The 13,871-nt window shown below is 67.8% G+C and carries 11 protein-coding genes and 1 riboswitch; of the genes, 8 read left to right on the top strand and 3 right to left on the bottom strand.

Going from position 1 to position 13,871, the window contains the following annotated elements:
- The first annotated feature begins 86 nt into the window (after window positions 1-86).
- Window positions 87-2,756 carry an adenylate/guanylate cyclase domain-containing protein gene (locus A5711_RS22465; protein WP_067950428.1) on the top strand — a complete coding sequence of 890 codons (2,670 nt, stop codon included), beginning with the start codon at window positions 87-89 and terminating at the stop codon, window positions 2,754-2,756.
- On the opposite strand, the gene modA is transcribed toward A5711_RS22465, so the two are convergent.
- Window positions 2,753-3,514: a molybdate ABC transporter substrate-binding protein gene (modA, locus tag A5711_RS22460; protein ID WP_067950426.1), complete on the bottom strand. Its 762-nt coding sequence runs from the start codon at window positions 3,512-3,514 to the stop codon at window positions 2,753-2,755. The genes A5711_RS22465 and modA overlap by 4 nt on opposite strands.
- Window positions 3,515-3,768: 254 nt before the next feature.
- Here modA and A5711_RS22455 point away from each other — a divergent pair, with 254 nt between their 5' ends.
- The 4 genes from A5711_RS22455 (at window position 3,769) to A5711_RS22440 (ending at window position 7,508) form a co-directional block, all read left to right on the top strand.
- Window positions 3,769-4,446 (top strand): SDR family oxidoreductase, encoded by a 678-nt coding sequence (locus A5711_RS22455; protein WP_067950502.1) that lies wholly within the window; start codon window positions 3,769-3,771, stop codon window positions 4,444-4,446.
- A gap of 59 nt (window positions 4,447-4,505) precedes the next feature.
- Window positions 4,506-5,423, top strand: a complete 918-nt coding sequence (locus tag A5711_RS22450; protein WP_067950424.1) for an LLM class F420-dependent oxidoreductase — start codon at window positions 4,506-4,508, stop codon at window positions 5,421-5,423.
- 116 nt (window positions 5,424-5,539) lie between these two features.
- Window positions 5,540-5,920: a DUF4189 domain-containing protein gene (locus A5711_RS22445; RefSeq protein WP_067950422.1), complete on the top strand. Its 381-nt coding sequence runs from the start codon at window positions 5,540-5,542 to the stop codon at window positions 5,918-5,920.
- A gap of 199 nt (window positions 5,921-6,119) precedes the next feature.
- The gene (locus tag A5711_RS22440; protein WP_067950420.1) at window positions 6,120-7,508 is read left to right on the top strand and encodes an NAD(P)/FAD-dependent oxidoreductase; all 1,389 of its coding nucleotides are present in this window, start codon (window positions 6,120-6,122) and stop codon (window positions 7,506-7,508) included.
- Here A5711_RS22440 and A5711_RS22435 read toward each other — a convergent pair.
- Entirely contained in the window at window positions 7,505-8,152 is a 648-nt protein-coding gene (locus tag A5711_RS22435) for an urease accessory protein UreD (RefSeq protein WP_067950418.1), read from the bottom strand. The genes A5711_RS22440 and A5711_RS22435 overlap by 4 nt on opposite strands.
- Window positions 8,152-8,829, bottom strand: coding sequence for an urease accessory protein UreG (ureG, locus tag A5711_RS22430; RefSeq protein ID WP_067950417.1), 678 nt, complete (start codon window positions 8,827-8,829; stop codon window positions 8,152-8,154). The genes A5711_RS22435 and ureG overlap by 1 nt, the downstream gene beginning before the upstream one ends.
- Window positions 8,830-9,015: 186 nt before the next feature.
- Window positions 9,016-9,079, top strand: a riboswitch (guanidine-III (ykkC-III) riboswitch).
- Between the two features lie 114 nt (window positions 9,080-9,193).
- Here ureG and A5711_RS22425 point away from each other — a divergent pair.
- From A5711_RS22425 to A5711_RS27950, 3 genes are all read left to right on the top strand, one after another.
- Window positions 9,194-10,357: an agmatinase family protein gene (locus A5711_RS22425; protein ID WP_067950415.1), complete on the top strand. Its 1,164-nt coding sequence runs from the start codon at window positions 9,194-9,196 to the stop codon at window positions 10,355-10,357.
- A 692-nt stretch (window positions 10,358-11,049) separates the two neighbouring features.
- Window positions 11,050-12,426 (top strand): PPE family protein, encoded by a 1,377-nt coding sequence (locus tag A5711_RS27955; protein ID WP_067950414.1) that lies wholly within the window; start codon window positions 11,050-11,052, stop codon window positions 12,424-12,426.
- 2 nt (window positions 12,427-12,428) lie between these two features.
- The gene (locus A5711_RS27950; protein ID WP_067950500.1) at window positions 12,429-13,802 is read left to right on the top strand and encodes a PPE family protein; all 1,374 of its coding nucleotides are present in this window, start codon (window positions 12,429-12,431) and stop codon (window positions 13,800-13,802) included.
- The last annotated feature ends 69 nt before the right edge of the window (window positions 13,803-13,871 follow it).

Below are 13,871 nucleotides of genomic sequence, written 5' to 3'. Positions count from 1 at the left end.
GCCGGACGTATCGCCAACCGGGTAACGCGCGGGAGTTTCCGCCGATGAGCCAGTTCGGAGCACGTCTGTTGTGAGATTCTGCTGAGATGCCCGCTCCTTCGGGTGTCGTGACGTTCCTGTTCACCGACATTGAGGGTTCGACCCGTCGGTGGGAGGCCGACGCCGACGGGATGCGGGTGGCGCTGGCCGCCCACGACATGGTGTTGCGAACGGCAATCGAGGCGCACGGCGGTTGGTTGTTCAAGCACACCGGCGACGGCGTCTGCGCGGCGTTCGCGTCACCGCGCTCAGCGGTCGACGCAGCGGTGGCCGCTCAGCGCGACCTGGAGTTGCCGGTGCGGATGGGGCTGGCGACGGGCGAAGCCGAGCTGCGCGAGGGTGACTACTTCGGCACGGTGCTCAACCGCGCCGCACGGGTGATGGCGGCCGGTCACGGCGGGCAGATCCTGTTGGCCGACTCGACCGCGGGTCTGCTCAGCGGAGTCGACCTCGTCAATCTGGGGTCGCGACGGTTGCGGGACGTGCCGATGCCGGTCGGGGTGTTTCAAGTACGGGCAGCGGGACTACGTGCCGAGTTTCCGCCGTTGCGGGCGCTCGACACGCCTCCGGGAAACCTGCGGCCCGCGACCACCAGCTTGATCGGACGGGAGGTTGAGGTCGCCGACGTCGAGGCGGCGGTCAAGGCGCATCGGATGGTCACGCTGACCGGCGTGGGTGGGGTCGGCAAGACCCGCCTCGCGACGGAAGTCGCCGCGCGACTGGCAGATGTGTTCCCCGACGGGGTTTGGCTATTCGAGCTGGCCGCGGTCACCGATCCGGCGGCGGTGCCCGACGCGGTTGCCGCGGTGCTCGGCATCACCCAGCAACCGGGCAAGACCGTCACCGAATCGGTGGCCGCGGCACTGGAGGGCAGGGTACGGCTGTTGGTGCTCGACAACTGCGAGCACGTTCTCGACGCCGCCGCTGACCTGATCGAGGCCATCGTGGCGCGCTCGGCGGCCGTACGAATCCTCGCCACCAGTCGCGAAGGACTCGGAGTCCCCGACGAGCAGGTGCGGCCGGTGCGCTCGCTGGACGCGGCGGCGGGCGTCGATTCTGCGGCGGTGACCCTGTTCGTCGAACGCGCCCAAGGCATTTCGCCGGGCTTCTCGCTGGCCGACGGCGGTGAGGCCGGCGCGGTCATCGAGATCTGTCGGCGCCTTGACGGGATTCCCTTGGCCATCGAGCTGGCCGCCTCACGGATGGCGTCGATGACCGCCGGCGAGATGCGCGATCGCCTCGATCACCGGTTCAGGCTGCTGGTCGGCTCGCGTCGGGGCCTGGAACGTCATCACACGCTGCGCCACGCGGTGGCCTGGTCCTACGACCTTCTCGACGACACCGAAAAGACTGTGCTGCAACGCTGTTCGGTTTTCGCGGGCGGTTTCGACGTGCAAAGCGCGTGCGCGGTGGCCGGATCGGAAGAGCTCGACGAGTACGCCATCCTGGAGGTATTCGACGCCCTGGTGCGCAAGTCGCTGCTCGTGACGGACAAGTCCGCGGCGCGCACCCGCTTTTCGATGCTGGAAACCATCCGCCAGTTCGCCGAGGAACAACTCATCGCATCGGGTGAGGCAGACGCGGTCCGGACCGCGCACGCCCATTACTTCGCCGGACGGGAAGCCGACCTCATGGCGCTGTGGGACAGCCCGCGACAGCGCGAGGCGTACGGCTGGCTCACGGTCGAGCTGGCCAACCTGCGCATCGCCTTTCGTTGGGCCGCCGACCACGGCGACCTGGATGCGGGCGCCGCCATCGCCGCGTATGCGGGCTTGCTTGGTCCGTTTCTCGAGAACTACGAACCCATCGCCTGGGCCGAAGAAATGGTCGGACCCCTTCATGCCGTCGAACACCCCCGGCTGGCAGCGGTATGCGTGGGGGCATCGCTGTCCGTTCTTGTCGGCCGGTACCAAGAGGCTGTGGGCTACAGCGAAATCGGTCAGACGGTTATCGCCGCCGCAGGCGACAAAGTGTCGTACTTCGGCGAGGCGTTTCTCGGCAGTGCGTATTTGTTCGTCGGGCAGCCCGAACGGTACCTCGAGCTTTGTCGCGCCCAGGTGAGGCGCAGCGGCGACGCCAACACGTTCGGGAGGGCGAACCTGGCTTTCGCTTTGGCCGTCTGCGGTTCGGCCGACGAGGCGACGGCAATCGCCGACAGCCTCATCGATGCCGCCGAAGCGAACGGAAATCCATGGGTGCTTGCTTACGTACTTTTCGTGTACGGGTACGCCGTCCGGGCCACCGATCCGGGTCGCGCCCTGGCGGCGCTGCGCCGTAGCCTGCTCGTCGCGCGGGACAGCGGCAACCGGTTCTACGAGACCCAATTCCCATACTGGGCCGCCGGACTCATGGCCGAGCAAGGGGACCCCTGGGCGGCCTTGGATCATCTCGCCGTGGCCATTCGCAGTAACCACGAGTCGGGCAACATCGGCATGATGTACAACGCGCTCGCTGTCTTCGCCGTGTTCCTCAACCGGCTAGGACGCTACGAACCGGCTTCCATCATCGCCGGGCTGGCGGCGGTCAGTGCGATGGCGGCAACGACCTTGCCCGAACTCGGAGAAATGATCGCCGATCTTCGCAAGGTCCTCGGCGACCAAAGCTACGAATCGCTCGCCCGCAAGGGCGAGGTGATGACCACGGCCGACATCGTGACCTACGCCTATGCCCAAATCGACAAGATCCGAACCGATTTCGAACGGCCCGCTGAATTCTAGGGTTTGGCGAAGCCCGACTGGGCCAAAATGTTTTGACCGATGTCACCGGTCACCATGGCCACGAACCGTTGCGCCAACGCCGGCTGCGGAGCATTCTTCAGCACCGCGATCGGATAGACGTTCACCGCGCCGGCGGCCTCCGGGAAGCTGACGCGGGTCACCTTGTTCCCGGCGCTCTGGGCGTCGGTGACGTACACCAGCCCGGCGTCCGCCTGGCCGGTGGTGACCTTGTTGAGGACGTCCGTCACGCTGGGTTCCTCGCTCACCGGGTTGAGATGGACGCCGGTGCTGACTTCGACCCGCTGGGTCGCCGCTCCGCACGGCACCGGCACCTGGCAGACCACCACCCCCAGCCCCGGCCTCGCGAGGTCGGCGAAGGCGCCGATCTTCTTGGGGTTGCCCGGGGCGGTGACGATCACCAGCGTGTTCGACGCGAAGTTCGTTGCGTTGCCGGACAGCAGGCCGGCCTTGGCAACCGTGTCCATCTGCGCGGTGTCCGCCGAGGCGAAGACGTCGGCGATCGCACCCTGCGTCAACTGAATGGCTAGTTCCGACGATCCCGCGAATTCGAAGTCGACGTTGCTGCCCGCATTTTGGGCTCTGAACTGCGCACCGATCTGAGTGAACGCGGGCTTGAGCGAGGCGGCGGCGAAGACCACCACTTTGCCGGATGCGGAGGGCGGTCTCGAACCGCACCCGGACAGGCCCATCGCCAGCACCATCGACACCACACCGGCCAGCATCCCGATCCGCCGCATGCATGCACCCTAGCCCGCCGACGATGCGGACCAATTACGGGCTTAATCGCGCAAAAAAGTGCCCGCCGAATAGTTACGCAAATGATCCGCGCGTCGCGGCGTCAACAATTTCGCCGACCAGCTACTGTCCAGTAACATCTAGGCAGATTGATGCCATAACGCGCTGAGATCCCAGGCAGATCCCCTCGGCGGTCCCTGTGGATGGCCACACGGAACTGCCCGGGTCTGGGTTCAACGTTGAACACGAGGAGGTCATGGCAGTGGAAGTACTGGTCACCGGCGGAGACACCGAACTGGGGCGCACAGTGGCCGAAGGCTTCCGCGATGCCGGTCACAAGGTGACGCTCGTGGGCGCGCGGCGCAGCGACCTGGAGATCGCCGCCAAGGAATTGGATGTGGACGCGATCGTCTGCGACACCACCGACCCGGCGAGCCTGACCGAGGCCCGTGCCTCGTTCCCCCATCATCTGGACACCATCGTCAACGTGCCGGCGCCCTCATGGGAAGCCGGCGACCCACGCACCTACTCGATCGCCGACACGGCCACCGCGTGGCGAAACGCCTTGGACGCCACCGTGCTGTCGGCGGTTCTGACGGTGCAGACCGTCGGCGATCACCTGCGCTCGGGTGGCTCCATCATCAGCGTGGTGCCCGAGAACCCGCCGGCCGGAAGCGTCGACGCCGCCATCAAAGCGACCCTGTCGAATTGGGTCGCGGGGCAGGCCGGCATCTTCGGCACCCGTGGGATCACGGTCAACGCCGTAGCCAGCGGGCGCAGCGCCCAGCCCGGCTATGACGGCCTTTCTCGCACGCCCCCGTCGGTCGCCGGCGAAGTGGCGCGGTTGGCGTTGTTCTTGACCACCCCGGCGGCTCGCCACATCACCGGCCAGACGCTGCACGTCAGCCACGGCGCGCTCGCCCAATTCGGCTGAGGGCGTAATCCGCGGCCGAGCCGTATCGTCCCGCTCGGCGTCGCACTACGGTAGATCGCGTGGCTATTCGACTCGGTCTGCAGATTCCCAACTTCTCCTACGGCACCGGGGTGGAACAACTCTTCCCCACTGTTCTGGCTCAGGCCCGCGAGGCCGAATCGGCTGGCTTCGACTCGGTTTTCGTGATGGACCACTTCTACCAACTCCCCATGCTGGGCGACCCCGACCAGCCGATGCTGGAGGCCTACACCGCCCTCGGCGCGCTGGCCACCGGCACCGAACGAGTTCAGTTGGGCACCTTGGTAACCGGCAACACCTACCGCAACCCGGCCCTACTGGCGAAGACCATCACCACCCTCGACGTGGTGAGCCAGGGCCGCGCGATCCTGGGCATCGGCACCGGCTGGTTCGAACTCGAACACGACCAGCTGGGTTTCGAATTCGGCACCTTCACGGACAGGTTCAACCGGCTCGAGGAGGCGCTGCAGATCATCCTGCCGATGATCAAGGGCGAGCGGCCTACCTTCTCCGGCAAGTGGTACCAGGTGCGCGAGGCGCTCGCGAATCCGCGCTTCCGTGACCACATTCCGCTGATGATCGGCGGCAGCGGTGAGAAGAAGACGATCCCGCTGGCGGCGCGCCATTTCGATCATCTCAATGTGATCGCCGGATTCGACGAGCTGCCAGGGAAATTGGACGTCGTGCGGCGGCGCTGCGAGGACATCGGCCGGGACCCCGCGACGTTGGAAACCAGCACGCTGACCACGGTGCTGGTCGACGAGAACGCGAAACCCGATCAGATTCCGGCCGAAATGCAGCAGCGCATGGTGGTCGGCGGTCCCGATTCGGTCGCCGACCAGATCAAGACCAAAGTGGTGGACGCGGGCATCGACGGCGTGATCATCAATCTGCCCTTCTACACCCCCGGCGTGATCAGCGCCGTCGGCGAGGCGCTGCGCCCGGTCGTCGGCCTCTAGCCGCCGACGCCGCCACTTTGGGGTCGCGGATTGGTGCCGCCGCGGTAATACTTCGATGTAGCAGCGTCGACCTGCGCCACAACGGCGCAGCGCAGAGGTAAGGGGCCGGGACGGCCATGAAGAAAAGAGCCCTGGCGGCGGTCGCGGCCGGCGTGGCGTTCGCCGCGCCCCCGATCGCGCATGCCGACAACAACTGGATCGCCATGGCGATCTCGGACTCCACCGGCCGCATCAACATCGCCGACGGAGCGGCCAGCCAGGGCGCGGCCGAGAAGGCGGTGATGGAGACCTGCCGCAAGAGCATCAGCGACTGCCGACTGCTGGCCAGCGGGCAGGGCGGGTGCGTGGCGCTCGTTTTGAATGCGGCCAAATCCCGATACTTCGGCGGCTGGGGTCCGACCCGCGAAGAAGCCGAAGCGCAGGCGCTCGAGCGTGCCCCCGGCGGCACGATCCAAGCGGGCCACGACCACTGTGCGGGTGAGGGCTCCAGCCAGTGACGCCGCCCGCGCGCCGATAGCTGACAACCCTGATAACTGCGCCACACCGCTGGACGCTCACCAGGGATTTCGCCCGCGGACACCTTTAGTGTTGCAAACAACACATGGGTATCAACTAGGTTTCCGGGTACCCGCCTGACTAGCGTTGTGGCTAACTGCAGTCGCGTGTCCAAAAGCCCCCGTCAGGAGCAGCGGAAACATGAGCCCCCCACCAGAAACCACAGCTGGAACCGAACGTCGCCACCAGGTGGTCATCATCGGTTCGGGATTCGGCGGGCTCAATGCGGCAAAGAAGCTCAAGCACGCCGACGTCGACATCAAGCTGATCGCGCGCACCACCCACCACCTGTTCCAGCCGTTGCTGTACCAGGTGGCGACGGGCATCGTGTCCGAAGGCGACATCGCCCCGCCCACCCGCGTCGTCCTGCGCAGGCAGCGCAACGTCCAGGTGCTGTTGGGTGACGTCACGCATATCGACCTGGCCGGCAAATACGTGGTATCCGATTTGCTCGGCCACACCTACGAAACCCCTTACGACAGCCTGATTATCGCCGCCGGCGCCGGACAGTCGTATTTCGGTAACGACCACTTCGCCGAGTTCGCCCCCGGCATGAAGTCGATCGACGACGCACTGGAGGTGCGCGGACGGATCCTGAGCGCGTTCGAACAGGCCGAGCGGTCGCGTGACCCCGAACGACGCGCCAAGCTGCTGACGTTCACCGTCATCGGCGCCGGACCCACCGGTGTCGAAATGGCCGGGCAGATCGCGGAATTGGCGGCCCACACGCTGAAGGGCTCGTTCCGTGGCATTGACTCCACCAAGGCGCGAGTGATCCTGCTCGACGCGGCCCCCGCCGTGTTGCCGCCGTTCGGCGACAAATTGGGCGCGCGGGCGCGCGCCCGGCTGGAGAAGATGGGTGTGGAGATCCAGTTGGGGGCGATGGTCACCGACGTCGACCGCAACGGCATCACGGTCAAGGACTCCGACGGCACCATCCGGCGCATCGAGTCCGCCTGCAAGGTGTGGTCGGCGGGCGTGCAGGCCAGCGGCCTGGGCCAAGACCTCGCCGAACAGTCGTCGGTGGAACTCGACCGCGCCGGGCGGGTCAAGGTGCTGCCCGACCTGTCCGTCCCGGGGCACCCGAACGTGTTCGTGATCGGCGACATGGCCGCCGTCGAAGGCGTTCCGGGCGTGGCGCAGGGCGCGATCCAGGGCGCCAAGTATGTCGCCGGCACGATCAAAGCCGAACTGGGCGGCGCCGATCCGGCGGAGCGCGAGCCGTTCCAGTACTTCGACAAGGGCTCGATGGCCACCGTTTCGCGGTTTTCCGCGGTGGCCAAGGTCGGTCCGCTGGAGTTCAGCGGCTTCATCGCCTGGCTGATGTGGCTGGTGCTGCACCTGGTCTATTTGGTCGGGTTCAAGACCAAGGTCAGCACGTTGCTGTCGTGGACGGTGACCTTCCTGAGCACGCGGCGCGGCCAGCTGACCATCACCGAGCAGCAGGCGTTCGCCCGCACCCGCCTCGAACAGCTGGCGGTGCTCGCCGCGGAGACCAAGCGCCCAGCGACCGCCAGGCGGGCGAGCTAACCGGCCAGCCGGTCGGCTTGCCACGTGCTGAGTAGTCCGCCGCCGGCCAACATCAGCACCGTCGAGCCGGAATCGATCGCGGTGTTCGGGAAAGCCGTTTCGGGGTAACGCAATTCGTGAATCGAGGCGCGCGGCGCCGAAATGATGTCGTCGCCCGACGATCCGGCGCCCAGCTCCACCCGGTGGCGTAGCAGGGGGCGGTCATCGCAGTCGGCGTGTAACGACCCGGACCAAAACCCCTGGTGCTCTTCGCATCTGCCGACCTGCACGCGCTCGCGGAAGCGCACCTGGGCCCCGTCGTGCAAGGAGAAGGCGGCGCTGGACACATGGCGGGCGTCGGCGGCGACCACGGTCGGCTCCAGGTCGATATCGAGGCTGCCGGTCGCCTGTATCTCCCAATGGGCGTGGGAAGTCGGGACATTCGCGCCGGGCAACGCGACCGTGGCGGCGGCGCTGCGGAGCCTGAGCCGGGCGCCGCGTTCGACGATGACGCGAAGGTCGATGCTGTCGCCGCCCAGCGGCGTGGCCGCCGCCGACACCAGATGGACCGTGTCGGGCGAGGTGCGGCGGGCCGCCACACCCCCGCCACATTCGATGCGTGGCAGCCGGTTCGCATACGCGACCACCAGGACCCGGGATCGCATCACACGTTGGCCGCCTCGCGCAATTGCGTGCGGACCCACGCCAGCACCTGCGTCGCCGCCGGGTCGTCGGTGAGCGACTGCAGGACGGTGGGCCGGCCATCGCGGACCGCGGCGGCGTCGTCGGCCATCACCTGCAGGTCCGCCCCGACCAGTGGTGCCAGGTCAGTCTTGTTGACTACCAACAGATCCGAGTAGGTGACCCCGGGCCCACCCTTGCGGGGCACCTTGTCGCCACCGGCCACGTCGACGACGAAGATCTGCACGTCGACCAAGCCCGAGGAGAAGGTGGCGGTCAGGTTGTCGCCTCCGGATTCGACCAGGATCAGGTCCAGCGGCTCGTGCGCGGCGATCAGGTCGTCGATCGCATCGAGGTTGGCGGTGATGTCGTCGCGGATCGCGGTGTGCGGGCAGCCGCCGGTTTGCACCGCGGCGATCCGGTCGTCCGACAACACCGCGTGCCTGCGCAGGAAGTCGGCGTCCTCGGTGGTGTAGATGTCGTTGGTCAGCACCGCCAGCGACAGCTCGTCGCGGAGCTGCCGGCACAGCGCGGCGACCAGCGCGGTCTTGCCGGACCCGACCGGGCCGCCGACGCCGACGCGCAGCGGCTCCCCCGGTTGCCGGACCCGTCGCGGCCGCTCGAGGGGTGGATGCGGGTGGCCGTGTGAATGTGTTGGCATCTCGTGTCTTTCAGCGGACTGATGGAAGCGGTTGGCGCGCGGGCGCGTTGGTAGGCAGCGTATCGACCACATCATGGCCAAGTCGTGCGAGTGGTCCTGCGACCGCCCAGTCGTTGCCAGGAAAGTCACAGCTGTCTGCCGGGTACGTCAAAGTTGTAGACGAAGGTCGAACAGGTACGTTGTATGGCGGCGGCCGAAACGGCCGCCCGGACGAGTTCGCCGTACCCGGAGAGCGACAAGACGGTGACCGCGGGATGCCTGGCGTGCCGGTCAACCGAAAACGGTCTGCGAACTTCTCCTCCGTTTAGTTTCGGTCGTCGGGGCATCCTCCGCCGTGAATTGAAACTCGACGAGAGGATTTTCGATGTTCAACCCGTTCGCCGGCCAGGCCGACATTCCCAACCGTGAGGGTGCGTGGGCGCAGCAAGCCGAAGCGGAGCTGTCCACGCGCCGTCACCGCGAAGAGATCGACCGCTGCCTCAGCCACGGGCTTGAAGCCGCCCCCACCATCAACGACCGCACGCTGTCGACATTCGCCCGCGGCGAGCTCCCCCACTTCGCCGGGGAACGCGGGACGTTCCTCAAGGCCCCGTTCCTGGAGGATGTGAACGACGTCGCCGACGCCGAGGTGGCCGTCTTCGGAGCGCCGCTGGACGCCGGGACGACCTACCGCCCGGGCACCCGGTTCGGGCCAATGGGCATTCGCCGCTCCACCAACCTGTTCGGCACCTATTGCTACGAGCTGGGAGTCGACCTACGGGAACAGCTCAACATCGTCGACATCGGCGACGTGGTCACGATCCCCGCCAACATCGAGAAGTCGTTCGACCAGATCAGCCAGGCGATGGCCCACGTGGTCTCCAAGGGCGTGTTCCCGGTGGTGCTCGGCGGCGACCACTCGATCGGCTTCCCGACCGTGCGGGGTCTGGCCCCCTACCTGGACGGCAACGTCGGGATCATCCACTTCGACCGCCACGTCGACACCCAGGAAACCGACCTCGACGAGCGGATGCACACCACCCCGTGGTTCCACGCCACCAACATCAAGAACGCCCCGGCCACCAACCTGGTGCAGATCGGCATCGGCGGATGGCAGGCTCCGCGCGCCGGCGTCCAGGTGGGCCGCCAGCGCGGCAGCACCGTCATCACCGTCGGTGACGTCGAACGCGTCGGGATCGAAAAGGTCGCCGAGATCGCGCTGGAGACGGCGTGGAAGGACGCCAAGGCGGTGTACCTGTCGTTCGACATCGATGTCATCGACGCGGGATTCGTGCCCGGCACCGGCTGGCCCGAGCCCGGCGGCCTGCTACCGCGCGAGGCGCTCAACCTGATCCGGATGATCTCCGAACCCGGACTGAACGGCATCGAGGTGGTGGAGTGCTCACCGCCGTATGACTGGGCGGAACAGACCGCGCTGATGAGCAGCCGCGTCATCCTGGACAGCCTGGCGGTCATGGTGCGGGCGGGCAAGCTCGGCAAGAAGCCGGCCGCGCTCAAGCGGCACGCCTGGGGCCCGTTCGCCGACTGACGAGGTGGGTTATGAAATCCGCCTGTCGGGCTGTCTACTTGCGGTCTCCACCCAGCGCCCGCGCTTAGGAGATTAGTCCCGGTCAAACCGCCGGGTAACGACACCGAGGCCAACAGTTGGTCATTGCTAGTTGGTCACGTAGCAAATACTGCTGTCTGCTGCCGTTTGGGCCGCCGCGCGCCGAATCCCTATGCGCGGTCCGTCCTCCTCGGACCGGCGGGGAGGCTGCGGCATTGGCGATGCCACTACATCGCGCCGGGACAATCGGGCGACGCCTCGCACCAAAGTCAATATGGATAAGGGGCTCTCGCCACGAGGTTGCGCCCCGGCCGGTCCCGCACTCCCCCGTCCGGAGGCGCGGATGCTCACCGTCGCCCGGGGCGCCCGGCCCGGCCGGGCCCCATGCGGCACCGGGCCTCGGACAACTATTTCGGCGGCTGAAAATCGACTTTCAGCAAATTCCCAGGAGTTAACCATGGTTGTTACAGGTGCAACTAAGAATATTAGGTAGTTGTACGGCGACGAGACGGCGGAGCGTCTCTCGGCGCCGCGGTGCGGCGACGCGAACAACTCGGCGTCGCGCCACTCGTGCGCAAGCCATGGCGCACGAAACCGGATCGCCAAGCCAGCGCCCCGTCCGGGCCCGCGGCGTTTGAGCTGGCGCCTGGTCGGCTGGTTACGGGGGTTTTGTAGTGGATTTTGCGGCGTTACCGCCCGAGGTCAACTCCGGGCGGATGTATGCGGGCGCGGGGGTTGGGCCCCTGGTGTCGGCGGCCGCGGCGTGGGACGCGCTGGCGGCCGAATTGGGCTCGGCGGCGGCGGCCTATCGGGCGATCGTGTCGGAGCTGACGGGTGGGCCGTGGGTGGGCCCGTCGTCGGGGTCGATGGCGGCCGCTGCGGCGCCCTATGTGTCGTGGATGAACAGCACGGCCGCGCAGGCCCAGCAGACGGCCAGCCAGCTGGGAGCGGCGGTGGCGGCTTACGAGGCGGCGTTCGCGGCTACCGTGCCGCCGCCGCAGATCGAGGTCAACCGGGCGTTGTTGGCGTCGCTGGTGGCCACCAACCTGTTGGGGCAGAACACCCCGGCGATTGCGGCCACCGAGGCGCAGTACTCCGAGATGTGGGCCCAGGACGCCGCGGCGATGTACGGCTACGCCGGCGCCTCGGCGGCGGCCACCCGGCTGACGCCGTTCGCCGCACCGCAGCAGACCACCAACCCGGACGGCACGACGATGCAGGCCGCTTCGGTCAGCCAGGCCGGGCAATCGGCGACCGGGTCCAGCACGCAGTCGGCACTCAACGCCGTCCCCAACATGCTGCAGAACATCTCGGCGGGCTCGATTGTCAGCCCATCGAACCTCGATCCGCACCTGGGCAGCCTGTTCAGCCCCAGCAGCGGACCGACCGGTCTCAACGAATTGACCCAGAACATCGGGAACTGGGCCCTGGTCATCAGTGGGCCCTTGTTCACGGCTTCCGGCATCACGCCGCTGATGGGCGGCCTCTACGGGCTGGCGCTGCCCTCGACGGCGGCCGCGGCGGCCGACGTGTCGCCGGCGGACGCCGGCATGGGCACCCTGGCGAATTCGCCGGCCGCGGGCTCCCTTGGCAATGCCGGGGTTTCGGCGGGTCTGGGCGAATCCGCCACCGTCGGCAAGTTGTCGGTACCGCAAACGTGGGCCGACTCCCCCGCCATCCGGCTCGCGAGTAGCGCGTCGCCGCTGTCCACGGCCGGGCTGGGCGGCGCGCCGCAGGCCGAGGTCTCGGCGCCCGGCGGCTTCTTCGGCGGTATCCCGCCGGTGGGCAGCTTGGTCAACGCGCCCAGGGGCGAGCAGTCGCGCGCACGCGCCGGCGCCGGCCAAAAAGTCGTCCCGGCAACCCCCGGGGAGGCAGGCGCCGACGAGCGCGCGGCGGTCATGCCCGCGACGCCGCAGCGGACGCGCAAGCATGTCGCCAGCGCACTGAGCGAGCGCGAACGCGAAGAGCTCGACAAGCTGCGCAAGGAGATCGCCGAGGTGGCGACCGAACGCGACGCGGCAGCCCGCCTGATCAAGGAGGCGATGCTGTGACACTGGATTTTGCAGCCTTGCCTCCCGAGGTCAATTCCGCCCGGATGTACGCGGGCGCGGGATCGGCGCCATTGGTCACGGCCGCGACGGCCTGGGAAAAGCTGGCTTCCGAGCTGAGTTCGGCGGCGACCTCGTATCGCGCCGTGGCGGCGCAGCTGACAAGCGGGCCGTGGGTGGGCCCGTCGTCGGCCGCGATGGCGGCCGCGGTGGCGCCCTATGTGTCGTGGATGAACACCACGGCCGCGCAGGCCCAGCAGACGGCCAGCCAGCTTGGTGCGGCGGTGGCGGCTTACGAGGCGGCGTTCGCGGCGACCGTGCCGCCGCCGCAGATCGAGGTCAACCGAGCGCTGTTGGCGTCGCTGGTGTCGACCAACCTGTTGGGGCAGAACACCCCGGCGATCGCGGCTACCGAGGCGCAGTACTCCGAGATGTGGGCCCAGGACGCCGCGGCGATGTACGGCTACGCCGGCGCCTCGGCGGCGGCCACCCGGCTGACGCCGTTCGCGGCACCGCAGCAGACCACCAACCCGGACGGCACGACCGACCAAAACTCCACGGTCATGAAGGCCGCCGCCACCGGCGGCTCCAACACCACGTCAACGCTGTCGAACATTCCCAACCTGCTGCAATCTTCGTCGACGGGCGCCCCGACGTCGCCGGGCGCATCGGCCCCGTCCGCCGGATCGGGTTCGCTGGTGGACCTTTTCAACAACTTCAGCGAAAACACCATCGGCTACCAGATCCTCTCCGAGGGTCTGAACTTCGACGCTTCCGGAGCCCTGTTGACGCTCGCGCCGCCGGTGGCCGCGGCCTGGAATCCGTTGGTGAACTCGCTCTCCGCGCCGGCGAGTGCCGCGTCTCAGGTCTCCGGATCCGGTTCTGCCCTGGTGAATTCGCCCGGCTCGGGCGCTTCGGCCGGGGTGTCGGCCGGCCTGGGTGAGTCGGTGTCGGTCGGCAAGCTGTCGGTCCCGCAGTCGTGGGGCACATCGCCCGCGATCCGGCTCGCCGCAGCCGCCTTGCCCAGCGCCGGGCTGGACGGTCTGCCGCAGGCCGGCACCGTCGCACCGGGTTTCTACGGTGGAATGCCCCCGATAGGACCGGTGGCCAGCGTCGTCAACGCGCCGCGCGGCGAGCAGGGCCGTCTCCGAGCGGGCGCGCGGCACAAGGTGATTCCCGCGCTGGCCGGCGAGACCGGAATGCACGACGACCCCGCGGGCCGCTGGGTCGCGCCGAACGCAGCCGCCGAGGACGACGGCGCCGCCGGCGAACGCGAAGAGCTCATCGCGCTGCGGAAGGCGATGGCCGACGTAACCCGACAACGCGACGTCCTCAAGCGCACGGCCGCGACATTGATCAAGGAGGCAACGCAAAAGTAGCCAACCCCGTGACTCGGTGCGGGACTTCACACGCACACCTCTTTCTCGACGACGATTGGAATCAGTGCA

Source organism: Mycobacterium sp. E2238, assembly GCF_001672665.1.
GTDB lineage: Bacteria > Actinomycetota > Actinomycetes > Mycobacteriales > Mycobacteriaceae > Mycobacterium.
Note: the sequence above shows the minus strand (reverse complement) of the source record. Positions and strands in the feature narration are given on the sequence as shown.

What these genes read in the sequence shown, in the direction of transcription:
- ureG (WP_067950417.1), bottom strand. Translation starts at nt 8,829, where the DNA reads ATGCCAACACATTCACACGGCCACCCGCATCCACCCCTCGAGCGGCCG.
- A5711_RS22445 (WP_067950422.1), top strand. Translation starts at nt 5,540, where the DNA reads ATGAAGAAAAGAGCCCTGGCGGCGGTCGCGGCCGGCGTGGCGTTCGCC.
- A5711_RS22440 (WP_067950420.1), top strand. Translation starts at nt 6,120, where the DNA reads ATGAGCCCCCCACCAGAAACCACAGCTGGAACCGAACGTCGCCACCAG.
- modA (WP_067950426.1), bottom strand. Translation starts at nt 3,514, where the DNA reads ATGCGGCGGATCGGGATGCTGGCCGGTGTGGTGTCGATGGTGCTGGCG.
- A5711_RS22465 (WP_067950428.1), top strand. Translation starts at nt 87, where the DNA reads ATGCCCGCTCCTTCGGGTGTCGTGACGTTCCTGTTCACCGACATTGAG.
- A5711_RS22425 (WP_067950415.1), top strand. Translation starts at nt 9,194, where the DNA reads ATGTTCAACCCGTTCGCCGGCCAGGCCGACATTCCCAACCGTGAGGGT.
- A5711_RS22455 (WP_067950502.1), top strand. Translation starts at nt 3,769, where the DNA reads ATGGCAGTGGAAGTACTGGTCACCGGCGGAGACACCGAACTGGGGCGC.
- A5711_RS22435 (WP_067950418.1), bottom strand. Translation starts at nt 8,152, where the DNA reads ATGCGATCCCGGGTCCTGGTGGTCGCGTATGCGAACCGGCTGCCACGC.